The following is a 26307-nucleotide window of genomic DNA, read 5'->3' as shown; positions in this document are numbered from 1 at the left end:
TATGGACAGGAAGATGCTGAAGAGCAAGATTCACCGCGCCACCGTCACCGGTGCCGATCTCCACTACGAGGGGAGCATCACCATCGATCTCGACCTCATGGAAGCAGCCGACATCATACCGTACGAGGCGGTCTGCATCTGGGACGTCACCAACGGCAGCCGTTTCGAGACCTACGCCATCGAGGGGGAGCGCGGCTCCGGCGTCATCTGCATCAACGGGGCGGCGGCCCGCCTGGTGGCGCCGCAGGATCTGGTCATCATCGCGAGCTTCGTCAACATGGAGAACGCCGAGGCCATCGCTCACGAGCCGAAACTGGTCTTCGTCGACGAGAAGAACAAGATGCTCCCCACCCGCAAGGAAGCCGCCGGTCAGGCCACCCTGAAAAGCGTGCATTGGAAGAACTAGCCGCCGATCGCCAGACACAATAGGGGACGCTGATGGAAAGCTAATTCGTCAGCGTCCTTTTCTTTTAGCTCCTTCTGTCAGGGGGGCTGCGGCCGCCCCTTGTGCTTTTATCTCCCTCTCCCTCTGGGAGAGGGGCGGGGTGAGGGGCGTCTCGCCGCTTCTTTCCCATTAGCCTGGAGCACAGAACCTGTTAAACTATGCTCCTGTGGTTTTCCTCTGAGACCTCAGTGATCCTCCGATTCCTCTGTGGTAAAGCTTCTTTGTCTTGCGGGGTTTTCGAATGAGAATATATGCCGCTTCCTACCTGCTGCCGATTTCCTCTCCGCCCATAGCGGGGGGCGCCCTTGCCGTCAAAGACGGGCGCATCGTCGCGGTCGGCAAGGCCCACGAGCTGCGCGCGCAGTTTTCCGCGCCGGTCACCGACCTGCACGAGTCGGTGATCATGCCGGGGCTGGTGAACGCGCACACCCACCTGGAGCTGACCCATTTCCCCGCCTGGAAGCTGCGCAAGCAGCTCGACTACCTCCCCAAGCGGTACGTGGAGTGGATCCAGCAGGTGGTGAAGATAAAGCGTGCCCTCGAACCGGGGGAACTGGAGCATTCCGTCAGGGAAGGGATGCGGCTTAGCCTGGGATTTGGCACCACCGCCGTGGGCGACATCCTCTCCGACCACTCCCTGGCGCCCCTGTACCGTGACACACCGCTCACCGGCAGGCTCTTCCTGGAAGCGATCGGGCACGACCCGCTTTTGTGCGACACGCTGGTGGCGAGGATGGAATCGACACTCGAGACCCTGCAGGGGGGACTTCTCCCCGGCCTTTCCCCGCACACCCCCCACACGGTTTCCGCGAAGCTGTTTCGCTGCCTGCAGGACCTCTGCGACAAGACGGGTGCACTGAAGGCCGTGCATCTCTCCGAGACCGCCGAGGAAGCCTCCTTCATGCACGACACCACTGGCCCCATCGCCGAACTGCTCTACCCGATGGCGCATTGGGAGCAGTACCTGCCTCATCCGATGCGCACCACCTCGACGCGCTACCTGGACGGGCTTGGTGTGCTCGACCCCGCCACGCTGGCGGTGCACGCCGTCCACGTCACCCCCAACGACGTCGCCATCCTCAAGGAACGCGGCGTAAGCGTGGTGCTCTGCCCGCGCAGCAACGACCGTCTCTTCGTCGGGTGCGCGCCCCACAAGCTTTTGAAGGAGGCCGGCCTTCTCCTCGCCCTCGGCACCGACTCGCTTGCCAGCAACGATTCGCTCTCGCTGTGGGACGAGATCCATTTCCTCCAGCAGATAGCCCCCGGCGTGTTCAGCAGTGCCGAACTTCTCTTCATGGCCACCCTGGGGGGCGCCCGTGCCCTGCGGATCGATTCCGGCACCGGATCTCTCGAGGCCGGAAAGCGGGCCGATTTTCTCGTTCTTGGGGGCTGCAATTGCGACGCGGGCGCCGGAGTCGAAGCCACCGTTTTGGCCAAGGGGCGCCTGGAGCGGGTCTACCTCGCCGGGGTGCCGGCGCCGTAGCCCTGTTCGCGTATCTAAACTGCGCCCCCTTCACGCGTCGAGGATCTCCCGCACCGCGCGCAGCAGTTCCATCGGCTGGATCGGTTTCATGATCAGGTCGATTCCCTCCTCGGGTACCCCCCGCTTCTTGATGAAATCCGCCGTGTAGCCGCTCGCGTACAACACCTTCGCCCCGGGATCGTGCCTGGCGATCTCGTCGTAGGCTTCCGTGCCGTTTTTGCGCGGCATGATCAGGTCCAGCAGTATCATGTTGATCTCGTCCCGGTGCGCGAGGTACTTCTCCACCGCGTCCTGGCCGTCCACCGCCTGGATGACGCGATAGCCGAAGCGGGTCAGCACGGAGAGGACCAGGTTGCGCACCCCCTCGTCATCCTCTGCGAGCAGTATGGTCTCGCTCCCTCCCCGCGGCGGCGCTGCCTGTTTGCAGTCGTCACTGTCGCGGACCCGGTCCGAGTGGTAGATGGGGAGGTAGATCCTAAAGGTAGTGCCATGGCCCGGTTCACTGTAGACGTTGATGAAGCCGTTATGCTGCTTCACGATGCCGTAGACTATGGCCATCCCCAGCCCCGTTCCCTTGCTGACCTCCTTCGTCGTGTAGAACGGCTCGAAGATCCTCTTGCAGGTCTCCGCATCCATGCCGCAACCGGTGTCGGCGATCGTGAGCACCGCGTAGTGCCCCGGCTTGTGCTCTCCTGATTCCTGGTCCAGCGGGGATTCCACCTCCTGGCTCCCCGTTTCGATGGCGAGGACGCCACCCCTCGGCATGGCGTCCCTGGCGTTGGTGGCCAGGTTGATGAGGACCTGCTCCAGCTGTCCCAGGTCGGCCATGATGTAGAGGGTTCCCGCAACGGGAGTCGTCTTCAGCTGGATATCCTCGCCGATGATCCGCACCAGGAATTTTCGGACGCTTTCCACCACGTCGTTGAGATTCACCGGTGCCAGGGTGATCGCCTGCTTGCGGCTGAAAGCCAGCAGTCCCCTGGTCAGTTGCGTCGCCCGCTCCGCTGCCGAAAGGATCTGGTCGACTTCCTGTTTCTGACGCTCGTCGAGCCTCTCATCCATCTTCAAGATGCTCCCGTAGCCGCTTATCACCTGCAGCACGTTGTTGAAGTCGTGAGCCACCCCCCCCGCCAGCTGTCCCACGGCCTCCATTTTCTGTGCCTGGCGCAGTTGTGCCTCGAGGGCGATCCGCTCGGTGAGATCGACGAAGCTGACCACGGCCCCCTCGATGACGCCGTCGTTCGTGATGGGATACGATGAGTACTCCACCGGGAAAGATGTGCCGTCCTTGCGCCAGAATACCTCGTTGCGCACCGTGCACCCTGCTCCTTCGTTGAAGGCGCGGAATATGTTGCATTGCGCCACCGGCGCGGGGATCCCGTTGGGAAGGGTGTGGTGGATGAGGTCGTGCATGTTCCTGCCGAGCAGCTCGTCCAGGCGGTCGTAACCGGTAAGCTCCAGGCAGGTCCTGTTGGCGAAGATGCACTTTCCTGAGGTGTCGATGCCGTAGATGGCGGCATGGGTGGAGTCCATTATCAGTTGCAGCTTCCTCTGGTTCGCTACCGCCTCCTCCTGCGCTGCCTGGCGTTCGGCAACTTCCTCCTCCAAAAGGACGGCCTGCTCCCGGAGCTGTTCCCGGGCGATCTCGCGTTCGGCCACCTCGTTCAACAGCTCGGCGTTGGTCTCCTCCAGACGGGACGAACTTTGCGAGAGCTGCCGTGCCCCCACCAGGATCAGGATGACCCCCACGCCCCCTATCAGCAGCAACGTGGCCGCGGTACTGGCGAGCACCCGGTTGGAACCTGCCGAGAAGAGTGCGAGCGGCACCGTTACGCTGATGCCGCCGCGGATGTCGCCCTTCTTGTAGCCTTGGGCGGCATGGCACTTCAGGCAGGAGGTCTCGACCTTGAACGGGCGCATGAGCCTTACGAAGCGGCGGCCGTCGATCGTGACCATCTCGCTCACCTCCTGCGCCCCCTTTTCAAACATTTCCAGCGCCTTTCGTTCCCAGGGGTCGGGGGTGTTTTCACCCCTGATCGGGTTCAGGCTGGTTATGTGTCCCCGGGCGATCTGTTTTTCTGATTCCGCCAGTTCGAAAACCTGGCGCGTCATGTAGGCGGGGTTGATGAGGGTCAGATTCTTGCCCGAGGGAGTCGTGATATCTCGTTCCGGGATGTGGGCCAGGTAGGGGTTGGGTTGAGTCCGCGGGGTGACGGGGGCGTAGACTCCGCCATGTTGGGAAGCCCACTTTCGGTACAGCAGGTCCTTCTGGAAAGCGATGCGGGCCTGCGCCTTGGCGACTTCGTTGAGGTTGTTTTCATGCTGTACGTAAAACCATGCCAGCGAAACGGCGATGAGCAGCACCCAGATAAAGCATAAAGACAGTGCGTACCGCCTGGTTGTGAAGAATCGGGAAGACATCTGTGTCACCGCCTGGGCTGAGTCGGTTTTCGTGTACGGATCGACATCGCTGTATGAAGTGTTATTCGGCAGATAACTGGTGCGGGTTTAGGGGTATTTGGTGACCTCTGTGTGCGACGAGGCCGCCTCGCGAAAGATGCGTTTCTGCTCGCCTGCACAATCGGGGCATATGCCGTGACTGAACATGGCGTCGGAATGCTCGCTGAAGTACATTTCGATCTGTTGCCATGAGTCTTCCTCGGTGCGGATCTTCTTGCAGTAGGAACAGATCGAGATGATCCCTTCCAGACGTTTGATCCTGGCCAGCGCCGCGTTGAGCTCCTCGTTTTGCTGCTTCATCTCGTCGCCGTAGCGCTTGGCCTCGGAGTGGAGCAGGGCGCTCATTTTGCTCTTGTACAGAAAGCGTGCGGAGGCCGCCGTCATTGCGGTGAACAGCGCCAACAGCACGAGCCCCACCGCTGCCTCCTTGCGCCAGGAAGTCATGTAGTCGACCGGTGAGATGGTGGCGAAGATGTAATAGGGGTACTTGGCGACCTTGCGGAAGGTGACCATCCGCTCCTTGTTGTCCCGCGCGAATACCGTCTTGTAGGTGGCAGTGACCTGGTTCGCCTGAATCATGTCGCGCGTTTTTTGCGACACCACGTTGGAGCCGATCTGGCTGGCCGCCTCCTTCCCCTTCGGGTGCAGGGCGACCAGCTGGAATTCGGCGTCCCGAATGCCTACCGCACCGTACTTGCCGATATCGAGGTGAGCGATGAGGTGGTCGAAGTATGCGACATTGATGGTCCCCATCACCACCCCTGCGAAGGAACCGTCCGGGTTGTTGTAGCGTCTGGCGGCGATGATCTTCCACTTGCCCGTCACTTTCCCCTTCAGCAAATGGGAAACTACCAGTTGCTGCCCGGCATCGCTGCGGAGTCTGCTGAAATAGGTACGGTCGCTGATGTTCACCGGCGCGGTGATGCCGTCGCTGCCGCAGAGGATGTTTCCTGCGCTGTCAGCGATGGAGATGTCATCAGCTTCCGGCAGTATCTGGACCTGTTGTTTCGCATATGAGCTCAACGATCCCTTGTCGATGCCGTGCGAGGCGACTTGTTCTTCCGTCTTTTCGCCGACCGAGAAGAGGACGATGTTCATCTTGTCCAGGATGTCGGAGACGTTTCCTTCGAGAGATTTGGCGAGGTTTTGCGTAGTGACTTCAGCCAGCTTGTCATAGTGCTTGTGACTATTGAAGAGGGAGTTGCCCACCATGAGGTAGGCGAATAGGTTGACCAACAGTACTCCCGCTACCAGGCCAGAGTAGAAACTGTCTTTGTCGCGGGTTGAAGGGGGGGCTGGTTGTGGGTTGATCATTCGCGACTTGCCTCTATGACAGAAGGTCAAAGTGGAAAAGAGAATTAAAACGTAGGTTATACAATACTTCATGTCGCTGTCATTGCAATGAAAGTAGGATTATTCGCCTTTGTTGCTGCCGGTTGTACTACTCCAGGCGAAGAGTTTTCCAGGCAATGCACGCCAGCTTGAGGTAGATCAACCACACTCCGGTGGGTGAGGCCGTGCACCTTGGCGACAGGGCCTAGGGAGGGTACCTGCCTTTGCATCACTCCAGCAGCTGGAATTACAAAAAATCCCTTATGTTTTTCCCCCTGTCCTTTTGCAGGTGATTCTGGTACTATTGGACGTTATGGGTGAGAAGCTGATTTGCAACAACAAGAAGGCATTCCACGATTACTTCATCGAGGAGCGTTACGAGGCCGGCATGGTGTTGCAGGGGACCGAAGTCAAGTCCCTGCGTAACGGCAAGGCGAACCTGAACGATTCCTTTGCCATGGTGAAGAATGGCGAAGCCTTCCTGCACAACTTTCACATCAACCCCTACGATTTCGGCAATCGGGAGAACCACGATCCCGACCGGATGCGGAAGTTGTTGTTGCACAAGAAAGAGATCGTGAAGCTCTTTTCCAAGATCAGGGAGCAGGGGTATACCTTGATTCCCCTCCGGGTGTACTTCAAGGATGGCAAGGTGAAGACCGAGTTGGGCTTGGCGAAAGGGAAGAAGAACTACGACAAGCGTGAAGTCATGAAGCAGAAAGACATGCAGCGTGACATCGTTCAAGGACTCAAGGACCGCAACCGTGGCACCAGAGAGCGGGAGTAGCAACAGCAGTTGCGCGAAAAGAGAGTAAAAGCAGTTGACATAGAACATAGAACGTAGAACGTTTTTCAGATTTAAGGGGGTGTAAAGGTTTCGACGGGGGTAATAAGCAAAGGCTGCATGTCGAGGTCCGGGTGGCTCGTTAAACAATCCGGGACGCATTTAAGCGCCGACAATTACGATTACGCTTTAGCAGCTTAATAACCTGCTAACGTTCTACCTACCATCTCCCACGTGGGAGGATAGAACGTCATTCAGTGGGATAGTTTCAGGGAGAGTCCGTGGCCCTGCGGCGAAATCAAGCGGAATCGCGACTCAAGAATCCCGCCCTGTGGAGTCTTGAAGGGCTAAACCCAAAAACAGGTACAAGCATGTAGACGCCTTTTGTGTACGATTCTCGGACGCGGGTTCGATTCCCGCCACCTCCACCAAGTAGCTGAAATCATTGAGATTTTAGCAAAATGAGCCTTGATTTCTCCTGTGTGGCACAAATTGCTACACAGAGAGGGGTCAAGGCTTATGTTTTCTTACCTGCTGAACAGACGCGGCTATTACCATGTGCGCATCCGCGTTCCTGCCGATCTTCTTGGTGTCATTTCTTCCACCGAACTTGTGAAGTCCCTAAAGACCAGAGACAAGAGGGAAGCCCAACGTCTTGCCTTGCCATACCTCCAAGGGATCAACAAGACTTTCTCTTTGTTCCGGTCGGGCTACATCTCAGATGACCAAATGAGGGTCAACCTCGACAGCCTGATGGGGAGGAAGAAGCAAGCAGTAGTCTGCAACGCGGCCAACCTCCCTGGTACTCCAGTTATCCTCCTGTCCAAAGCTATCCATCAATTCATCACGGACCGTCAGCAGGGGTGGACGATCAAGACTAAGATGGAGAACGAAGCGTCCTTCAAGCTTCTACTTAACATTGTGGGTAATGTTCCGGTCAACGGGATTGATCGGGATAAGGTACGAGAGATCAGAGATACCCTCTGCAAGCTCCCTGCGAACCTCTACAAGGTCTTCCCTGACAGGACCATCTCTGCTGTTGTCCAGAGGATGGAGGATGGAAAAATGCCGCCGATGAGCATTACTTCCGTCAACAAGCATCTCACCCGCTTTACAAGTCTCATGAGCCATTGCGTGAAGGAGAGGGTGATAGACGTCAATCCAGCAGAGGGGTTCCTGCTGAAACAGAAGAGAAAGCCAGAGGAGGAGAGAAAGACCTACTCCTCAGATGACCTCAAAGCTATCATGAAGCATCTCCCCCAAGACGATGACAGACCAGAGCGGTTCTGGATACCCTTGATCGCCATGTACTCAGGGATGAGGCTTGATGAAATATGTCAGCTTTACACGGCTGACGTGAGGGAGGTTGATGGCATCTGGTGCATTGACGTGAATGACGCCCTCGACAAGAAACTGAAGACAATCTCTAGCAGTAGACTGGTTCCAGTACATCCTAGACTTGTTGAGCTTGGTTTACTCGACCATGTGACGAAGTGCCAGGAGAGGAGACACCCTAGGCTGTGGATGAACCTTGAGAGACGAGAGGCGGACGGTTACGGTAGCGCATACGGGAAGGTGTACCAGAGGTTTAACAGGAAGCATATCACTGATGATCCTCTCAAAACTTTTCACTCGCTACGCCATACTTACGCCAACACTCTGAAGCAACTGGGCGCGCAGGAAGCACTAATTGCAGAGCTTATGGGGCATGTAAATTCAAATATTACCACAGGTCGATATGGGAAAAAGTACCGCCTCAGTGTCCTATTGGAGACGTTGAGGCGGGTGGACTTTCATGCGCCGTGAGTCATTTTTTGACGCGGGCCCTCTTCCAATACTACCGAAGCCAAACGAGCGCCCGCATAAATTAAATACAACTAAGAAAATCACAGTTGGCCTATTTTTTGCTTGACAAAATGTCTTTCTTGTGGTATAATGCCCTTTAAAATCAGAAATCGATATAGCAGAAGTGAATGTGGCTCACATAGTCATCTGATCTGCCAAGAAACCCGCCTCGGGTTGACGGCTAGATGGATGGAAATGTGGGCTTTTTTTGCGCCTGCATGAAAGGAGGTAACGGAATGTAGCTACAAGGTTGAGGTAGGAGGAGCCGGAGGGATCCGGCTTGGTGCAACGGCAAGAGAAAGCGCAATTCTGCGCTGGATGCCTCTGAAATATGGAGGTTTCCAATGAATGAATTTGTTTACGCAGTAGAAGACGCTGAAAGGTTCCTAAAAACCTTAGCACCGCACGGAAGTTTCACTTTTCAAACCTTTTCCGATGACAAATCCCGCCAACTTTCGTGCCTAATCCGCCATGGGCAGTTGAAGGACCACCTAGAAGACTTCAAACGGCTAAATCGAGAGGGTGCCGGGATATTCGTCACTGTCAACGAGACCGACGGTGTCGGCCGGACAAGGGAAAACATCGTAAAGGTGCGTGCTCATTTTATTGACTCTGACGATGAGCCAATCCAAGAGGTATGCAAAAGGTTTTCTCTTACTCCCCACCTGGTTGTTGAAACCAGCGAAGGGAAAGGACACGCCTACTGGTTGGTTTCCGACGTCGACACAGCTGACTTCACACAAATACAAGAACGTTTCATCATCGCCCTTGGCACTGACCCATCAGTGAAGGATTTATCACGAACCCTGAGGCTCCCCGGATTTTACCACATGAAGGCAGAACCGAGACTCGTTAAGATGATTGCTTGCGAGGAAGGGATGCGTCCTTACAGCAAGGAAGAGATCTTACAAGCCTTACCGGCACAAACCTCAAAGCCTGTTGCGGCAGTCAATCTGGCATCTGAGCACGTCAAGGCTGATCCTTCAGTCCCGTTGGCGGATGGAATGAGAACCCAAGCGCTGACTTCCCTGGCGGGGGAACTAATAGAGACAGGGCTCAGTGACGAAAGGGTTTTAGCATACCTTATCCCATGGAATAACAGCAACCTAGAGCCACTGCCAGAGTCGAAGTTAGTGGAGACCATTAAAAGCATCAGGAAATCTGATCAAAGAAATCACCCGGAACGGTACGGTTTAGCCGTGGAGCATACCGAAACCGGAAACGCGAAACGGTTAGTCGCAACATTCGGAGATGACATCAGGTACTGCCATGACAGAAGTGAGTGGCTGATATGGGATGGACACAGGTGGGGGGCCGATGCTACCGAAGAGATGAAGCGAAAAGCTATTTCAACTGCCGCAAGCATTCTCAGAGATATCGATGGGCGCCAGAACCTTACAGAGACTGCAAAACTGCATGCTTGGGTAAAGCAGAGTCTTGCATCTTCCGGCATTAAGAACATGTTGGGGTTGGCTCAGGCCGATGAGTCAATTGCAACGATGTCTTGCCAACTTGATAAAAATGACTGGCTCTTGAATGTCCAAAACGGGACAATTGATATGAAAAAACAGAGCTTTAAGGCTGCATCGCGAGAGGACCTTAACACTAAAATGGCTACGGTCGCTTATGACACTGGTGCTGATTGTCCTGCTTGGCTGGAATTTATCAACACCGTCTTTGCTGGGGATGTCGAGCTGATCTCATGGGTTCAGAAGGTCGTTGGATATACCCTCACAGGCTCAACCGATGAACAGTGTGCCTTCTTCCTGATAGGAGATGGGTGCAACGGAAAAAGCACCTTCCTGAATGTTGTCAAAACGGTTCTAGGGGATTACGCAGTCCAGGCAAATCCCGATTCCTTCATGGCCAGCAGGTACAACTCAGCAGGTGGTGCTAGAAGCGACCTGATGAGGTTCGCTGGGGCCCGTATGGTCATGGCCTCTGAGGGGGAGGAAGGGCAGCGGCTAGCGGAATCATTCCTCAAGCAAGTCACAGGTGGGGAGGAAATTTCGACGAGGGGGCTGTATCAGAAGAACCAGATTGAGTACAAGCCAAAGTTCAAGCTCTTCTTCGGGAGCAACCATAAACCCATGATTACAGGAATAGACTATGGAATCTGGCGTAGGATCAGGGTCATCCCCTTCAATCTCTGCATACCTGAAGGACAAAGGGACCCGCACCTGATGAAGAAGCTTTGCCAGGAAGCCTCTGGGATCCTCAATTGGGCCTACGAAGGTTGCTTACGATGGCAGGAAGAGGGGCTGAGTGATGTCCCTGCAGCCGTAGAAATGGCGGCGAGAGAATACGAAGCCGAGAATGATGTCATTGGGCGTTTCTTGGCTGACTCCTGCTGCGAAGGCGGAGAAGTCCGCAGCTGCGATCTATATGATGCGTACTCTCAATGGTCAGAGCATAACGGGGAGCCCAAAAAGACGGCAGCGCAGGTTAAACGGTATCTAGAGAGGCGAAAATACGCCAACCACCGAACGAAGCGTGGAGTGATCTGGACGGGATTGCAGTTACTTGATGGTGGGAGAGTACCCGCAGCGGTATAGGGAGGAGCCGTAAGGGTGTAGGTGGTGTAGGGTAAATCTATAACTTCTGAACTAGAAAACGCTAGGAAAAGTTACAGAATTTGTCTACACCACCTACACCTCCGGCCAATACATGATTTTAAGGTTTATTCGCAAATTTCTGGGTTCGCCGCACATTGGGTCAATCGTTGCTGGGCGGCTATTAAATCTGCTTCTGCCTTCAGCTCAGCAGCTTTTGTAGTAGGGGTTTGTGTAGTTGCAATCGCACCGAGCGCATTCAATGAGCCAGCTGCACCAGTAGTCTTGGAGTAGGTAATCGAACTAATGGCACCAGCTTCTGTAAGGGTGAGTGCAAGCGATTGCCCACCAAAAAGTGCAGCTTTGGGAATGGGTAATTCTAATGCATTTTTTGGTGTTGTATCTGGTACCACTAGGCTACTAGTGCCTATGTCTGCACCCTTTGAAGTTTTAAACGTAAAAGTTACAGGTAAAATTTTCTGAAGCTCAAGGAGGACTACGTTGTTTGATGTAACAGACGGGGGCTCAACACCAGTAGTTATAGCGTCACTTGATATCAGCATAATATAAGGCCTAGATATTCGATCCATCTTTTTCCCCTGAAAAGCTTCGTAAAGGTCCTTACTCTCGGGGGAAGCTGTCATCTCTGCGGTCTTGCCAATGAAACTAGGACCAATGTCTTCCTTCCTATAGATAATTGTGACTGGCTTGTCGTTTGCGAATTGCGCTACCACTTTACACTCGGGGATAACGTCTTTTTCGATTGCAGCCAGTGCTGCAAGAGTTGCAGAAACAGCAACAGCTGACTTTATTATTGTCTCTCCTTGCCCTGTTGTGTTCTGGTTGATACTTTTAAGACGACCATCGTCTGTAAAGCTCATCGTCAGGCTGCTATCTGCCCAAAAAGTATCCAGATCTTTAATTTTTAAAAACTTAGGTTGCCCTTTGAGGTCGCTGTAGTAGGTTGTTGCGACAGACGGGACGTTTGAAATGACGATACGTTTTTGGTCTTTGCTGCAAGCAATTGTCTGAACAACTGTAGCGGATGCCTTCCATGTGGCGGGGTAGTACTTGAATGTGACGTCGGGATTACTTGCACAACCAGCTGACAATAGGGTAATGACAACTGCCGACATTCCTCTCCGCATCTCTCGTCCCCCTTAGTAGTATTCTGCCCGATGAGGGCAGTCTAACTGTGCCGTGAGGTTCGCCTGACACTAAGTAGGGATACTACCATGGTCCACGTGAAAATCTAGGGCCACGGACGGGAAAGGTTTGCCTCTTCGCGTCGCCGCGAAGAGGCTCTCCCACCAACCACTCAGGGTCATCCGACTACATCCGGGTGCCATGGCTGGTCGTGGGGACAACTGGGAATTATATAAGGTCTGGTAATACCAGGCGGGGGGAGTGGAGGGGGTCCGAGTAAGGGGAGCGGTTGCTCATTCAACCTCCGCCCCCACCTCTCCTCAAGGAGTTCGGTTGTGGAATGGATGCCGTATGAATCCTCGCGTAAAGGGCCCTTTTTTGTAAAAAAAGGGCCCTTTACGTCCTCAGATGGGTATTTTACCACCAATAATTTTGTTTCGGTATATGCAAGCTGGTCGCTCGGAGCTGTTGTTGAATAATTGTTTTTAATGTGATATTTTGTGGACGCCTAGGATTAGTTTATGGAGGTGCTTTGTGAAACTTATTGCGAATGAGGTTAATAACAACTATTTCAGAGAAATCCTTGAACTTGTCCCCTCTGCAGCAAGCATTGACGTTGCGGTTGCTTATATAACCGACAACACTCTATTCGATCTAGCTATCAAACACGATAAGCCTCTCAATATCTGGTGCAGAATAGATGAGGGTGTAAGTTTAGATACACTTAGTGTTCTGCAAAAGTGTGTACGTCATCCGAAATGTAAAATTAGAGCTACATACGATTATCTACACGCGAAAGTAATCTGGCTTCATGGAGTAGGTTGTTACATCGGATCAGCCAATTTATCAGGAAAGGCCCTTTATGACAACATAGAACTTGGTGTGTTTTACGAAGAAGGCCTCGAGTTTGCGAACTTCTTTGGCGAGATAAAGACCTTTATTGCAAACCTACAAGATTATACCTCCACAATACTGCCTGATGATCTAAATAGAATACAAAAAATATTTATTGAAATGGGTAACAGTAGAGACATAGAGAACATTGAATACCAACTCAGGCAGCATAAGAAAAAGTTTCTCGACGAGTGGAATAAGTTAAAAGGGCGAATTTTTGCTAATCAAAAAACGCCATTACATAAGATAAGCAAGGGAAGTAAACACCAGAAAAGATGCATCGAGGAATGGAAATATTGTCAGAAGATTCTTACTGAGTATGCTGATATCTACATGGCAGAGTACAAGCGGCCAGCATGGGTGGGGCAGATAGATTGCTTTTCTGAAATAGATAAAATGTTTGATTGGTATTATGGAGACTACATAAAGGGTGATAAAAAAGTAGAGATATTAATAGAAGAGCATCATGAGCAGAATAAAAGCAATCCCGACAAGAAGATGCGAGAACTTTTTTCAATGTGGACGGCTTTAAAAGAAGTGCCATATGCGGAAATTTCCGAATCGTTTGCAACAAGGACGCCTATAGTTCGCAAGCTTCTTTCCAAGAAAAACATACTTAGTCTAAGCGTAAAAGACATTTCTGAAGTAGTAGTAAATTGTTGGGCCTTAATTGATCATATAAATCAGTTCAAATCTTATGAAAAACTGGGCTTAGACAGTGAGAATGGAAAAGTTTCAAAGGAAATAAAAGCAGAACAATATGCAAAACTGTTTTTATGTGATCCCAACAAGCATGGCAAGTCTTTCCTCGAGGTGCTTAATTATTTCATTTGGGATGAGTCGTCTCCTCCTTGGGAAAAAATATGGGAGTGCACGGACTCAAATTCAAAATGGAAATATCCGGGCATTGACCGCAGTACCTTAGGTGAGCTGATAGGATTGGCACGACCCGACAAATATCCCATCAGAAACAATAGGATATCTCGTGTGCTGTATGCCTTAGGCTTTGAGGTTGATCATTTCTAGGGCGTCGCTGTGCGGATGGGCCGTGACTGCGGAATTCAGTCCTCAGCTGCAAGCAAAATTTGTTGGAAGGCACAGCAAGAGAAAGGGGATTGTAAGTCGCATTTATTCGATTTTGCCTTCATAAACAGGTTTCAGGCTGTATTGAGCCAGCGCCTCCAGAAGGCTCAGGGCAAACTTGTCGCCGCTGTCCTCGATGACAAACTCTATAAGGGAGAGGTTATTTTTGATCCAATCCTGTATACTGATTTTGCTTAAGACGTCAATCTCTCTATGGGCCTCAGGTGGGAAGAACTTCTTAATGACGTTCTTGTGTCTCAAGATGGATTTAGGCAGCGTGCTTGGGGTGGTCTCATCAAGGCAATAGTGATGGGAATTCCATCTGGCCTTGCTCTTCCCACCAGCCTTGCCCACCTTCAAGCATTGGGTATCGGTTAGGAAGACGTAGACTCCGCAGGTTCCACGTTGCAGGCTTGTTGGCGAATGGCTTTTCCCCTTTGGCATGTAGACGGCCGAGACCGCAAGGCCGGTGAGACCCTCGAATTCAGCTTTAATGGAATCGGCTAACTGTTGGCTCATGTCGGTCTTCCTATATAAGGTTTGAGAATGCTATGCGGGTGGAACGGATTGGGTTCCAGGTAAGGGGAGTGGTTGCTTATATAACGTCCGCCCCCACCTCTCCTATGGCATAAATAGTCATGTCAGCCCTCCCAGATGACGGCACCTTCAACCTCTAGGAGAGTTAGTGCAATGGGATGAGGTCGGAGGATAAATAGCCGAGGGCAAAGAAGGGCTTAGCTTCACTGACCTACCTTTTTCTAGTAGAAAATGAAATCATGGCCGTTTTAGTTCCTCAAAACCACCATAAAAGCAAAAAGGTCGGCAAGTCGTTTGGGCAGGTAGAGGCCAAATTCGGTAAAACCGACTTGTGACATGGCAGCCAACTTGGTTCAGAAATCTCTCTGCCTACCTGCGTAGTCTGTTGTCGGCGTGCCATTGAAAGTACCCTTTATTGCTTGGAGTGGCATAGAGACAGGAACCATTGTGAAGGATATCAACGTATGCCTTCATTGCCAGGGTCAAGAGCTTGTCGGGGCAACGAATTATCTTGCCGTTGAGTATGGAAATGTACCCTTTTTCAAAAAGGTCATCACAACCCATTTTGCAGATTGGCATGACATTGTTTTTATAATCAAGTTTTTCCTCAATTGAACAGTCCGCGCGCCTTTTAATATGGGCAGCAACAAGGAAATCTACAGGGAATTCTTTCCCACAGATACCACAGATGCCCGTCCCCCTACTTCCAAAGAGGAATTTTCGTAAAAATACTTGTTCTTTTCTTATCTGTACGACGGCTGTTGCATCAAGTGGTTTAGCTGGGTCGAGATCTTTTATCAACCTTTCAAAATCTTCACATCCAGAGTATTCACTGGAAACTTCTGTTTGTAACGTACATTCACCATCGTCCTCTAAGGGACTGTCTGGTATTCCCGCACTTGTCGACGTCTCTATTGTAGGGGCCAAGGTGTGCGAAGACGCGGCTGTCGCTACTTTTCCTGAATCAAGATAGGCAAGGAAGGTGGTACACTTTTCCCATGGTATGACGTTAAAACCTTGAATGACGGCATTGTGCTCATAACCCAGATGTTTGTTGAGAGCCGAGTAGGGGATGTCTCGCTGCCGTATGTGGTCGAGGAAGTAGATGAATTCCCAAGTGCGACCCTCGTCATCTTCTCCCCAAAGGTTGAGCGCCAAGGACTTGTTTCGGACCTTGTACTTGACTTCCCCAGACGAGAAAATTTTCATCCCCCCCGCAAAGACAGCTACATCGTTCTTGTTAATCTTTTGCCACTTGACGGTATTTCTCCCGGAGGTAACTCCCCAGACGTGAGCCTTCCCTGCAGGATAGAGGTTTTTGAGATGATCAAATTCCGCAGCGGTGACGAACTTCGAGATTCTGTCTAGAGCTACTGGATGGAAAATCGTGTCATCATAGTGGCCTCTGGACTCCACGCTCCCCGCAGGCTGCAGTATAAGCTGTCTCATTTGCCCCTCCTGTTATACTTGGTCGCATTTCCCTTCGCCAACTCGACTGGATATTTTTTGCTGTTTTTCACGACCTTCGCTTTGACTGCGGCCTCCAGATCGACTTTGAGTTTATCTGACAGTCTAAGTAGATAGATCTGAATATCTGCCAACTCTTCAGTAATAAGCCTCATATCCTGTTCAGAGTTGGTAATCCCTCGCGATTCGTCATCCGTCAGCCACTGAAAAATTTCTAGCAACTCGGAGGCTTCGACAGAAAGGGCAATAGCTAGATTTTTGGGCGTATGATATTTGTTCCAATCCCGTGCTTCAGCAAATGCCTCGAGATCGTATTGCAGCTGTTTAATGTCCATGAAGGTCCTCGGGTTGAAAGTGTGGTGCGGTGCTGGTCGTCGGCTTAGAAAGAGTTCCCTTTTATTGGTAGCAGCTCAATCCAAAAATCGCACCTCTTCGTGTCGAAACGGCACGGTTTCCCGGCGTGATGATTTTGAATACTCAGCCTTTTGGCCAAATGCTCAAGCGCCGAACTTTTGTAGTCGGTTAGCTGTAGGTGCTTCAACGAGGGCCGGATGCTGGCTGGATGCATGCTGTATGAAAGAAATGCGGTCTCGCGGTGCTTCCAACACCTTAAACGAAGCTCGTACTTACCGTGCTTTATGTAGCGCCAAGCTATCGCCTGTGGTCGCTGGCCCAGGTAAATGCAATTTTCAGTGGTTGAGAGCTGCAGCCCCTCCTCCGCCAGTTGCACACCGAATTCGGTCCAATTCAGTGAATCTTTGCTGTATAGATAAAGCCTCTCGGCGGGGTTGTGCATGATACCCCTTTCAAGAGTCAGTGAGACCTCTCCACAGGGGTTGAAATAGGTCCTACTTATGAGGGCTTCACTTTTCCCGACCAAAGTCTTCGCTTCCTCATTATGGATGATCTGGTCCCTTAGGTGAGCGATAGGTAGCCACTGGGGGTGCGAATGCAGATCTTCGCTTTTTTCCAATTTCGTCGGGTCAAATGCGGAATTCCGACGGAAGAACCAATCGACCTCGTAGGAAGTCGCTCCTTTCAATGAGAAGGTGAGATCGATTTTAACCCACCTCAGCTTCAGAGCATATATCCCGCCTATGAACCTCGATGTCAGCTCCTCGGACTTGAAAAGGCGGCCATTGGTGTCGAACCGGACCCTGACCTTGCCGTTATCGGCCTTGAGGAAGACGGGGAACGCGGCCTTTCGCTGCTCGACGTCCATCGACTTCCATTCTGATTCACTTTTAAGAGTGAGCTTGTCATTCTCGATCAACCATTCGAACTGCCCGTCCAGGGCTTTGCAGAAGGACAGCCAGAATTCAACGGAGTCGCCTTCTGGGTTGTAAAGAGGCTCCCCTCCTGAAATCCTTAGCCGTGAGAATGGCCTCTTCGTCTTCTCCGCCACTCTTCGTTTGTTTGCCACCAACACTGGATCGTGCAATTTTTCAATTTTGCAACGGAACTGGTTGGCCAACGTCTTCTCGTCGACCATGACCGGCTTTGCCCCAGGCTGGGGATCCCAATAGGTCCACGCATAACACGCCCTGCAGCGAATATTGCAATGGGCAGTGTCGAGTATCATGACGTAAGGGTAGGTGCCGTTGGGGAATGGCCGACTGTCGCGCATCACACCCTGCTGGAATTCGCTGCTCAGAAAGCGGTCAGTAACCATATGAACACGGCAATTTTTGCAACTGCTGCCATCGGTCAGGAGGGAAAAACCCTCGCCATAGCAGATATCATCCTTTGTGGTGGTCTCACGTTCGAACCTTACAACTTTCTTTTCCATGATAACCCCTTGCTCCTGATCGGTGGGAAGACTATTTGGGTTAGTCTGGCCCCCCGTAAAAAGTCAGTAATTTGGCTATTGACACCGACAGACCCCGGCTTGGAAGGGCCTCTTTTTTAAGATCATACGCTTGTTCTATTGCTATAACTCTCTCGTAATTGTCAGCCAGATGAATTTTACGGTGGCAATTAGGGCATAAAGATAAAATGTTTTCTGGAACATCCAAAGCATTTTCAAAATCATCCTGACATTTCATTGGAATGAGATGGTGAGCTTCCATGTGCTGTTGTTTACTGACATGGTTTAAGAAGGTTGTATGAGAGGGGTCTAGTTCGCATTTGAAGGCCGCAGAAACAAGGGCGCTTTTTGACACCCTGGGATTGCTTGGATATCTTTCCGTTATGCTTGCAGCTTTAGCTTTTGGTTTCGGAAGTTTGCCGCTAGGCAGATTAATTGGTTTGACGATATTTACTTTATCTTGATAATGCCGTTCGACAACCAAACTTTTTATGAGCAACTCATCTTCGTGCACATCCATCAAGCCAAGTTCCGCAATATACGACAGGCCAAATTTTGTGAAGCCTTCGTAGGTGACGGGCGATTTCCAAACATCACCTTTTCCAATCTCGTTCGCATATTGGCCGGAAAGCTCTTCTCCCCGATAACCATCTTTGTATAGTTTAAATAGGGCCGTGATGGCGTAAACGGTGTCTGATCGATAGGGGTCGGAGAGGATATGGCTGCAGAGAATTTTTTGCTGTTTTTCTGTCAAGGCCCACTTGTCATCTCCCCTGGCCTCATAGTACGCTTGCCCTAAATCAGTGATCTTTACCTTCTGCTTCTCTAGGTTTAAAAGACCGAGGCCAACTGCCAATCGGACCAAAGTGCGAACCCTGACTAGAGGATGTTTAACGTTTCCGCTCTTAGTCGTATCAGTGCAGTGGAGAGCCAAATGTTCCAACTCACTCTGAGGATGCTCAGCAGCATAATAGACGACGCCATTTACGTAATGCAGCTTTGCAACCGTAAAGACTTGGCCTTCTCTTGAAGTGTCGGATATTCCACTTCCTTTAAGGGCTGTCCCCGCTAACAACTCTGCGAGATTTTCCGCCGCTAAAGTTTTGTCATGGAGTAATATATCCATCCGTAACCGCCTTGTAGAGTTGGAAGATGTCTTCTGAGGCGGTACGCTGCCAACGTGCAACTGTTTCGACTGCAGCTCGGATCTGAGAGAGCCCAAGTCCTTCAGCTGATTTAGTAAGACTGGGTACGGCATAGACAGTTTGAGTGACCGCTCATCAGGCGACAGATGCTTTTTTGCCAACGTTGATTCAACCAATACATCAGTGATAACTGCATCACATCCTTTAAGCCTTCGGAGGATCTCACCTAAACCTGCCGAATAATCGGGATTTCGTTCTGTCCCACTATTGCGGCTTCCACCACGTGACTCTAAGAAGACAGAAAAAGTGCCTTGACTGCCCTCTACCATAAATGCGGCCCTTAACAACTTCCACTTCCGTGCACTATCACGCTTTATGGCATATCCTTTATGAGGTTACGAATCTTCTGCAATATCTCACATGAGCGAATCACAATCCAGCACAAATGTCAGGGGTAGCCGAGGTGTAGGGTGTGTAGGGTAATTACGAACTTCTGGATAGATAAGAGACATTGAATAAGTTCCGAATGCCCCTACACACCCTACACCATTGGCCCCTACCAGCTTCTATAATGTTTCAAGATAGGCGCGGGTGCCTGTGTACTACCCCTTTTATATAGGAATCTATTTTTCTCCTCGCCTGGAGCTGTGCGGGTTCGACATACAAGGTAACGATTTCAGTTTTGCCCCCGCCCCCACCTCCTCGGAATCAAAGGGGTATGTCCCCTCTGCCTTAAGGTCCCACTATTCCACTTTTCCGACATGTCCGATCACAGGTACCTCATCAAAGTTCTAATATCATGGTACTCATATATGAAATGGAACTTGAGGCTAAACAGCCTGTAAAACTAGCAATATTCTAGTTGATTTTCAAATCCGGGCTAGACGAGAAAACCTTTTATCATGTATAATACCTTTAATCCATCAACGAGGTTTTATACACACAGGAGGTGAGTATGAAATGGGTTGGGTATTGCAGGGTCAGCAGTAAAAAACAGGGTAAAAGTGGTCTGGGGCTTGCGGCGCAGCAGAAGATGATTACAGATTACGTTACTGCTACAGGTGGGGAATTGGTAGAAACCTTTGTAGAAGTGGAGAGTGGAAAAATAGACGAAAGACCGGAACTTCAGAGAGCAATACGGACGGCAGAACTTGTAGGTGGCCGAGTCCTGGTCGGGAAGCTAGATCGCTTAAGCAGAGACCTCCACTTCATCACGCACCTACAAAAGACGAAGGTGGATTTCGTTGTATGTGATTTGCCAAACTGCGACAGCTTCACGATCCATATCTATGGAGCCTTGGCTCAGCGGGAAAGAGAACTGATATCAGCGAGAACAAAGGCCGGTCTTGCAGCAGCAAAGGCGAGAGGAGTAAAGCTAGGATCAGACAATTTGAAGTATGCGGACATGGACGCTGCAAGGGCGAAGGGCGTGGAGTCGGTTAAGGCAATGGCCGATGATTTCGCCTCCAAGGTAAAGCCCATGGTCACGGCACTGAGAGCGCAAGGAGCCACACTCAGGGAGATAGCCATACATTTGGACAGGGCAGGTGTTAAAACAGCCAGAGGCGGAAGGTGGACGGCAACGGCTGTGAAGAATGTGCTTGCAAGGCAAGTAAATGGCTCTGGTGCACAACAAGGATCAGTTTGACACCAAGGGTGCTCAATGGTGGTGACATTACTGCTACCCCACAAGCTTAATTTGCAAAATCAAGTAGATTCCGGTAATAACAGCGCAGGAAGTCATAAATACTAGTATGCGTTTTGTCCAATAAAAAGCAGGTTCACCTTCTTTTACTCGCGTCCATTCAGATTTTAACAGCGATCGTGACAACGCTGTAACTTCTTCGTTTAGCCTTCTTAAAGCCCGAGGATCAACAGGGTGTTTCCTGAATTCTTTGTAGACTGCTGCCAATTTGATTTCTAACTCACCATGATCACTATTATTAAGTCTCAGGACTATGCTCCTGTAGTTGCTCAGAAGTTTTGAAAGCAAATCAGCATTTTCGGCAGTAAATTTATGAAAACCTTTCCGTTCACTCAGTCTCCTTTTAGCGTTTTCTTTATTGTAGTTGTATGTGATATTAGCTAATGTCTCAGTTGCAGAGATAAATGTAGAAAGCTCCCTCCGTAGTTCATCAATCCAAGCCTGCCTGAATTTTGAGGTTTCATTTTCCTTTGAAATGATCATGAAAATGAATGAAAACGCCCCAGTGAGCAATGCGGCAGAGATAGCACCTAAAGCTGTAAGCGCGGTGGGGTTTTTAGCAATGAAATCAGTTATTATATCTGGCATTTAAAAGATCCTTTAAACGAATGGACCTTCATCGTTGGAGTCGTCTTCAAGGATGTCAGTCTTACAATGAGGAATTTGAGGTTGTAGGCTTTCTCGTACATATGGCCAATATTTGGCCATCCCTACAAGCCCCAATGCTCCAGCAGTTAATGCGATGTGATAGTTCGTATCCTTCGCTCCACTTGACATGAGCGATAAGTAGGCTGCTGCAAAATCAGTCATTGCAGAGGCGTGTTCCGGGGCAAAATGTAACACTCCCCAAACGGTGCCTGGAGAGAAAAACTGAGCTTTAGTTGTAAGTGTTAAATCTTGGTCATTTATCTTGTTGGAAATTATTCTTTCTATTATCAACTCGTTTGATATATTGTTGATCCTGCTTTTAGCTGCCAGTTCTAACTCCGAAAGAGTCTGCAAAAAGATGCTCATTGCATAGTTGTTAATTGCTTTTCGCTGAGTTATATTGCATGAAATATATAGCTTATTGTCAAATCTGAAAACCGGATATAACAAGTGGTATATTAGTTCCCAATGTTCGTCTATATTGAAAACAGCTTGATTAGCACGTAGACTTTTGGTCACAGCAAAAGGCAAATCTTTTCTTTTAAAAGCCGGTCCCCATGCAACTCCCCTTCTTAACTTGTGATTAAGAGTCTTTTGGTTTGTTTCGTCGTAGTAATGAACAATTGATGTGTTGACTATTTTAGGATTACCAATTATTCGACCTATTCTTATTTCGGTGTCTGATACTGTCAACACCAAATCTCCAACTTTCATATCGAATATAAAACTTATAACTTGATGGAAGTGTGATGTGAAAGCGGCTTTTGTTTTTGCGTCTCTCACATAATTAGTTTTCATCCTAGATTGTAACACATCAACTTCTGGCAAAAATGGGTGAGCATCACTAAAGTTAAGTCCGTTAATGTGACTTATTGATATAAGTGAATGGTTGATAAACATGTCGTAATAATGGCCACCTTGTGCCCGAACGACCCAATACCGCTGTAGGGTCGGTCTTTCAATAAAATCGCCACGTCTCTCGTTTGCGCGATCTAATGTGATGTCCGCCACTATCTTTTCTAGAGATAAAGAGTCACCAGCTCCCCAGCCTGTATCGTCAAAAAGCATTTCCTCTCCTTTAGTGTGCTTATTAGCGTGAAAGGATTAAGACTTTAACATCTAATGAATTGAAATGCGAGACAAAATTGTGACCACTGATAGCCGTACCTGCTAGGACAGTGCCTAGTTCAATTCGTGCCCCTTGCTCTTACCAGAAAGTTAACTGCCAATTCTCCATTCCCAGCCGCGTAAAGCCTCAAGACGGTTTCTTCTTTGCTGAGACATTTTCTCTCTGTTGCCCCTTTGGACTGATACCCATGAGCCTAATTTAAAACCATCCGTTGATTTGTGCGACTGTGGAACTCTAGAATGACCTTCATTCTTTAAGTACTCCTCAAGGTGCCGGAATCCTTCCTCCCACTGGTCTGAACGGACATTCCATATCCAGCCGGGCACACTTTCCAGCCGTTTTACTCGTTCCGGCGACAATTTTTTCTTGCTCGACCTTTGCCACGCAACCCACGCCCCGAGCCTGAATCCAGCTTCGATATGTGTTTTAGGAACCTTGGCATGGTGTTCCCTGCTGACGTATTCTTGCAGGTGTCGGAATCCCTCATCCCACTGGTCGATAAGGGTATCCCAGCACCAACCAGGCAATGCTTCTAGCCTTTCTATTCGATCTTGCGATAGGGTGTTCTTCCGGGTCCGCTGATTATTAACCCAAGCCCCTAACTTAAATCCGCCTGCGCCCGTGGCCGTCTGCGAAACTTTCGCATGTCCAAATTCCTCGACGAATTTTTTCAAATGGCTGAAGCCTTCCTCCCACTTGTATGAGCGTGAATTCCAGCACCATCCCGGTAACCTTTCCAAAAGCTCTCTCCGATCGAGAGGCATTTTCTCTTCGTTCGCTCTTTGGGTTCTTATCCAAGCCCCTAGGTTGAATCCATCGGCAGCCTTGTAACCACTAGGCACCCTGGCATGACCTTTTCTGCGAACGAATTCTAGTAAATGGCTGAAGCCGCTTGTCCACTGATCAACGACAGCATTCCAAGACCATCCTGGCAAAGCCTCGAGACGCTCCTTACGCTGACGCGACATTGTCTCTCTGTTGCACCTTTGAGTGGTTACCCAATTTCCTAGTGAAAATCCATCTGCTGTTATGTAGGACTGAGGAACATTGGCATCTCCTTTTTCATCAACATAGGCTATGAGGCGGCTGACGCCTTCCTCCCATTTGGAGGACCGTGTATTCCAAGACCATCCAGGTAAAAGTTGAAGACGTTGGATCTGTTCCTCAGATAAATTCCGTTTATTCCTTCTTTGCGTGGTTACCCATAACCCAAGGCTGAAACCATCATCCGATTTGTGGGATTGTGGAACTTTAGCATCGCCTTTTACCTCTACATACTGTTCGAGGTGGCTGAAACCGTCCTCCCATTGAAATGATCTTGACTCCCATGTCCATCCAGGTAACGCTTCAAGGCGTTGTCTACGCTCATTGGTTAATCTATTTTTTCTCGATCTCTGTTGGTTCGCCCAACCTCCCAAGTTAAAGTTTGATTCTTTGTGTGATGTCGGGACCCTAGCATGACCTTCTCGTCGTACGTATTGTTGGAGATAGCTGAACCCTTCTTCCCACCGATATGAGCGTGCGTTCCAGCACCAGCCCGGCAATTCTTCGAGGCGCTGTATGCGATCAGTAGTAAGTTTTTTTCTTTTTGTCCGTTGAGAGTTAACCCAAACTCCTAATTTAAATCCGCCCGTTGTCTTATGGGATTGAGGCACTCTCGCATGGCCCTTTTCTTCGACATATTCTTTCAAAATGCAGAACCCTTCTTCCCACTGGTCACTAAATGGATCCCAACTCCACCCTGGCAAGGCTTCAAGACGCTCACGGCGTTCTTGTGAGATGCAACCTCTGCTCGCCCTCTGCTTGACAACCCATATCCCCAACTGATACCCATCAACTGTCGCATTTGAAGGGACCTTGGCATTTCCCTGCGTCCGGACGTATTCAGCGAACACTTCATACATCACTTCCCATGAAACCAGTTGTTTACCGATTTCCTCTATTACCTCCCGTATGGGCTTAGAAACGTCTTCAACTATGACGGACGGGGCATATTCAGACAACCCAACTTCAGCGCGACGACGTGCCTCGGCACCTTTTGCTTCCGCGAGGTCTGCAAGGAAGTCACTTGCCCGAATGCTCCGGAAGTTATTGACTAGGTCGAAAATGATGGGGGAGTGATCCATTCCCACTTGCATGCAACGCCCGATTTGTTGATAAAAAAGGATTGGACTCTCCGTTGGACGAAGCAGGATGACAGCACCCACTTCAGGGATATGAAGGCCCTCGTTAAGCTTTTCGACAGCAAAGAGGAGATGTGCTGTGTCCTTCCGATCTGCTTTTCTAAAATCTGCCAACTCGCGATCACTGTCTGGATCAGACGCAAGAACACGGTAAGTCTTTCGCCGTTTATGGGTGCCAGCTTTTTGGAACCAGCGTTGGACCTCAACTTCCATCTCATCAAGGTGTTGCTCATCCTTGCAGAAGACAATAAGTTTGTTAATGCTAGGCGGAAGATACTTCTTCAGAATCTGAGGGACGCCGGAAGTCTTTTGCCACTCAATTTGGACGGAATTGATTTTTCGAACAAGTTCAGCCTTCTCATCTTTCGTATGCCTGCTTTTACTAACGGCATCGCGTAAAACAGTGCACTCATCGTTCAGGGTATACAACGCACTGATGTAGGTGGGAGGGGGAAGAATACGCCTGACTATTGCTGAAGCCAATGACAAGTTTTCGGCAATGACCCCTTCAAAGAGTTCCTCAACCATGTCGCGACTGTTGTCAAGATATCGGATCGGAGTCGCGGTGGTTCCAAGAACCTTTGCCTCCGGATGGCAATCCAGAAGTTTCTGAACTCCTTTACTCCACTCCTTGGCTCCGCACCTGTGAAATTCGTCAAGGACAATCAAGCTATAGTCAAGGATTGCTATTTCTTTGGCTTTCATACGCAAAAGCCTTTTATAGGTCAAGTAGCCAGTGCTTGAAGAGAGCCAAGGTATCTTACTTTTCTGCTCGTCAAGAATGTATGTTGATGGAGCAAGGACAACCTTCGGTTTGTCGATATGATCCGCAAGGACTTTTGCGATCAAATAGCCCTTGCCCGTTCCAGTTGCTTGGACTACCGCAACATGACGTGAAGCCGTCCACAGTTCATTGATCCGCTCGTACGTATTGCGATTGTGGGCATAAAGCTCAATTTTAGGCAGGAGCTCAGATTGCGGGGCATATGTACTCACAAGTTCCTCGACATGCTCCCATCCGCCCAAGAGCATATTAAAAGCAGTGAGTTTTTTCGTTCGCCGGACGAATCCGCTGACTGACACCAGACGAAAATTCTGGCAGTTGTAGAGTGAAGCACCCTGCTCCTCGAACTTCATGAGTTCAATTTTGGTCTGATCGAAGTTTAGGGGTAGGGCACGGTTTTTTGCTTGTATGATAAGAGAGACCGTGGACGGCGTATTGGGGTGAAAAAGCAGAATATCAGCCCCTGCATCACCACGGCCTCCTTTTAGGGCAACATGCCAACCGTTCCCCTCGTAAAGTTCCGCCAGCAAAAGCTCGAAGACCTTGCCTTTATTATCTACACATGTGCGCAGAAAAGCCCGTAGGCCCTGCGTATCACGCTTGCCAAGTAAGGTGACAATGGTGTCTGGAAGTTGTGTGCGGTAAGTAGGCATATGAGGCGAGGTGACTGAAGAACCCTATTTCATTTGAGCCCTTGGTAGATTAACGACATGCGGAATTCACTATAGGGCATCTTTCGGTTGTTGTCGAGCAGCCATAATTAGGATTTTTGTAAGCATCATGAAAGTACGAACAGAAACCACATTGCAGGAGCAGGAGTTGACTCGAAAGTGCAATCCTGATAAGTTGGCAGAACGTTTTGCTACACAAAATGCTAC

At 50.2% G+C, this 26307-nt stretch carries 18 protein-coding genes and 1 other RNA gene; 8 read left to right on the top strand and 11 right to left on the bottom strand.

Going from position 1 to position 26307, the window contains the following annotated elements; genetic code table 11:
* Window position 1: 1 nt before the first annotated feature.
* A complete protein-coding gene (gene panD, locus KP001_RS09965; protein WP_183351179.1) occupies window positions 2-406 on the top strand; it encodes an aspartate 1-decarboxylase in 405 nt (134 codons plus the stop codon).
* 280 nt (window positions 407-686) lie between these two features.
* Window positions 687-1928 carry an amidohydrolase family protein gene (locus KP001_RS09960; RefSeq protein ID WP_217289357.1) on the top strand — a complete coding sequence of 414 codons (1242 nt, stop codon included), beginning with the start codon at window positions 687-689 and terminating at the stop codon, window positions 1926-1928.
* 30 nt (window positions 1929-1958) lie between these two features.
* On the opposite strand, the gene KP001_RS09955 is transcribed toward KP001_RS09960, so the two are convergent.
* Together KP001_RS09955 and KP001_RS09950 are read right to left on the bottom strand one after the other, a co-directional pair.
* The gene (locus KP001_RS09955; protein ID WP_217289356.1) at window positions 1959-4349 is read right to left on the bottom strand and encodes an ATP-binding protein; all 2391 of its coding nucleotides are present in this window, start codon (window positions 4347-4349) and stop codon (window positions 1959-1961) included.
* An 87-nt stretch (window positions 4350-4436) separates the two neighbouring features.
* Window positions 4437-5624, bottom strand: coding sequence for a cache domain-containing protein (locus KP001_RS09950; protein WP_217289355.1), 1188 nt, complete (start codon window positions 5622-5624; stop codon window positions 4437-4439).
* 409 nt (window positions 5625-6033) lie between these two features.
* Between KP001_RS09950 and smpB the strand changes: the two genes are divergently transcribed.
* The 4 genes from smpB to KP001_RS09930 all read left to right on the top strand — a co-directional run bounded on the left by smpB (window position 6034) and on the right by KP001_RS09930 (window position 10904).
* Window positions 6034-6507, top strand: a complete 474-nt coding sequence (smpB, locus tag KP001_RS09945) for an SsrA-binding protein SmpB (RefSeq protein WP_217289589.1) — start codon at window positions 6034-6036, stop codon at window positions 6505-6507.
* Between the two features lie 75 nt (window positions 6508-6582).
* Window positions 6583-6935: a transfer-messenger RNA gene (ssrA, locus tag KP001_RS09940) on the top strand.
* 88 nt (window positions 6936-7023) lie between these two features.
* Window positions 7024-8310 (top strand): site-specific integrase, encoded by a 1287-nt coding sequence (locus KP001_RS09935; RefSeq protein ID WP_217289354.1) that lies wholly within the window; start codon window positions 7024-7026, stop codon window positions 8308-8310.
* Window positions 8311-8693: 383 nt separating this feature from the next.
* Entirely contained in the window at window positions 8694-10904 is a 2211-nt protein-coding gene (locus KP001_RS09930; RefSeq protein WP_217289353.1) for a phage/plasmid primase, P4 family, read from the top strand.
* A 125-nt stretch (window positions 10905-11029) separates the two neighbouring features.
* Here KP001_RS09930 and KP001_RS09925 read toward each other — a convergent pair whose 3' ends face one another.
* Window positions 11030-12037, bottom strand: a complete 1008-nt coding sequence (locus tag KP001_RS09925; RefSeq protein ID WP_217289352.1) for a hypothetical protein — start codon at window positions 12035-12037, stop codon at window positions 11030-11032.
* Window positions 12038-12581: 544 nt separating this feature from the next.
* On the opposite strand from KP001_RS09925, the gene KP001_RS09920 reads away from it, so the two are divergent.
* Window positions 12582-13967, top strand: a complete 1386-nt coding sequence (locus KP001_RS09920) for a phospholipase D family protein (RefSeq protein ID WP_217289351.1) — start codon at window positions 12582-12584, stop codon at window positions 13965-13967.
* 102 nt (window positions 13968-14069) lie between these two features.
* Here the strand turns inward: KP001_RS09920 and KP001_RS09915 are convergent, their stop codons facing one another.
* The 5 genes from KP001_RS09915 to KP001_RS09895 form a co-directional block, all read right to left on the bottom strand.
* Window positions 14070-14543, bottom strand: a complete 474-nt coding sequence (locus tag KP001_RS09915) for a hypothetical protein (RefSeq protein ID WP_217289350.1) — start codon at window positions 14541-14543, stop codon at window positions 14070-14072.
* Between the two features lie 387 nt (window positions 14544-14930).
* Entirely contained in the window at window positions 14931-16010 is a 1080-nt protein-coding gene (locus KP001_RS09910; RefSeq protein WP_217289349.1) for a hypothetical protein, read from the bottom strand.
* A complete protein-coding gene (locus tag KP001_RS09905; protein WP_217289348.1) occupies window positions 16007-16363 on the bottom strand; it encodes a nucleotide pyrophosphohydrolase in 357 nt (118 codons plus the stop codon). Before KP001_RS09905 ends, KP001_RS09910 begins: the two co-directional genes overlap by 4 nt.
* Window positions 16364-16407: 44 nt before the next feature.
* Window positions 16408-17817, bottom strand: a complete 1410-nt coding sequence (locus tag KP001_RS09900) for a hypothetical protein (RefSeq protein WP_217289347.1) — start codon at window positions 17815-17817, stop codon at window positions 16408-16410.
* A gap of 40 nt (window positions 17818-17857) precedes the next feature.
* Window positions 17858-19327, bottom strand: coding sequence for an HNH endonuclease (locus tag KP001_RS09895; protein ID WP_496198573.1), 1470 nt, complete (start codon window positions 19325-19327; stop codon window positions 17858-17860).
* A 608-nt stretch (window positions 19328-19935) separates the two neighbouring features.
* Between KP001_RS09895 and KP001_RS09890 the strand changes: the two genes are divergently transcribed.
* The gene (locus KP001_RS09890) at window positions 19936-20628 is read left to right on the top strand and encodes a recombinase family protein (protein ID WP_217289345.1); all 693 of its coding nucleotides are present in this window, start codon (window positions 19936-19938) and stop codon (window positions 20626-20628) included.
* A 33-nt stretch (window positions 20629-20661) separates the two neighbouring features.
* On the opposite strand, the gene KP001_RS09885 is transcribed toward KP001_RS09890, so the two are convergent.
* The 3 genes from KP001_RS09885 to KP001_RS09875 all read right to left on the bottom strand — a co-directional run bounded on the left by KP001_RS09885 (window position 20662) and on the right by KP001_RS09875 (window position 26082).
* Complete coding sequence (locus tag KP001_RS09885; protein WP_217289344.1) at window positions 20662-21273, bottom strand: hypothetical protein; 612 nt, start codon at window positions 21271-21273, stop codon at window positions 20662-20664.
* A gap of 12 nt (window positions 21274-21285) precedes the next feature.
* A complete protein-coding gene (locus KP001_RS09880; RefSeq protein WP_217289343.1) occupies window positions 21286-22401 on the bottom strand; it encodes a hypothetical protein in 1116 nt (371 codons plus the stop codon).
* A gap of 150 nt (window positions 22402-22551) precedes the next feature.
* Window positions 22552-26082, bottom strand: a complete 3531-nt coding sequence (locus tag KP001_RS09875; protein WP_217289342.1) for a Helicase associated domain protein — start codon at window positions 26080-26082, stop codon at window positions 22552-22554.
* Window positions 26083-26307 lie beyond the last annotated feature (225 nt).

The sequence above is a fragment of the Geomonas subterranea genome (assembly GCF_019063845.1).
GTDB lineage: Bacteria > Desulfobacterota > Desulfuromonadia > Geobacterales > Geobacteraceae > Geomonas > Geomonas subterranea.
Note: the sequence above shows the minus strand (reverse complement) of the source record. Positions and strands in the feature narration are given on the sequence as shown.

What these genes read in the sequence shown, in the direction of transcription:
- panD (WP_183351179.1), top strand. Translation starts at nt 2, where the DNA reads ATGGACAGGAAGATGCTGAAGAGCAAGATTCACCGCGCCACCGTCACC.
- KP001_RS09960 (WP_217289357.1), top strand. Translation starts at nt 687, where the DNA reads ATGAGAATATATGCCGCTTCCTACCTGCTGCCGATTTCCTCTCCGCCC.
- KP001_RS09955 (WP_217289356.1), bottom strand. Translation starts at nt 4,349, where the DNA reads ATGTCTTCCCGATTCTTCACAACCAGGCGGTACGCACTGTCTTTATGC.
- smpB (WP_217289589.1), top strand. Translation starts at nt 6,034, where the DNA reads ATGGGTGAGAAGCTGATTTGCAACAACAAGAAGGCATTCCACGATTAC.
- KP001_RS09935 (WP_217289354.1), top strand. Translation starts at nt 7,024, where the DNA reads ATGTTTTCTTACCTGCTGAACAGACGCGGCTATTACCATGTGCGCATC.
- KP001_RS09930 (WP_217289353.1), top strand. Translation starts at nt 8,694, where the DNA reads ATGAATGAATTTGTTTACGCAGTAGAAGACGCTGAAAGGTTCCTAAAA.
- KP001_RS09925 (WP_217289352.1), bottom strand. Translation starts at nt 12,037, where the DNA reads ATGTCGGCAGTTGTCATTACCCTATTGTCAGCTGGTTGTGCAAGTAAT.
- KP001_RS09915 (WP_217289350.1), bottom strand. Translation starts at nt 14,543, where the DNA reads ATGAGCCAACAGTTAGCCGATTCCATTAAAGCTGAATTCGAGGGTCTC.
- KP001_RS09910 (WP_217289349.1), bottom strand. Translation starts at nt 16,010, where the DNA reads ATGAGACAGCTTATACTGCAGCCTGCGGGGAGCGTGGAGTCCAGAGGC.
- KP001_RS09905 (WP_217289348.1), bottom strand. Translation starts at nt 16,363, where the DNA reads ATGGACATTAAACAGCTGCAATACGATCTCGAGGCATTTGCTGAAGCA.
- KP001_RS09900 (WP_217289347.1), bottom strand. Translation starts at nt 17,817, where the DNA reads ATGGAAAAGAAAGTTGTAAGGTTCGAACGTGAGACCACCACAAAGGAT.
- KP001_RS09890 (WP_217289345.1), top strand. Translation starts at nt 19,936, where the DNA reads ATGAAATGGGTTGGGTATTGCAGGGTCAGCAGTAAAAAACAGGGTAAA.
- KP001_RS09885 (WP_217289344.1), bottom strand. Translation starts at nt 21,273, where the DNA reads ATGCCAGATATAATAACTGATTTCATTGCTAAAAACCCCACCGCGCTT.
- KP001_RS09880 (WP_217289343.1), bottom strand. Translation starts at nt 22,401, where the DNA reads ATGCTTTTTGACGATACAGGCTGGGGAGCTGGTGACTCTTTATCTCTA.
- KP001_RS09875 (WP_217289342.1), bottom strand. Translation starts at nt 26,082, where the DNA reads ATGCCTACTTACCGCACACAACTTCCAGACACCATTGTCACCTTACTT.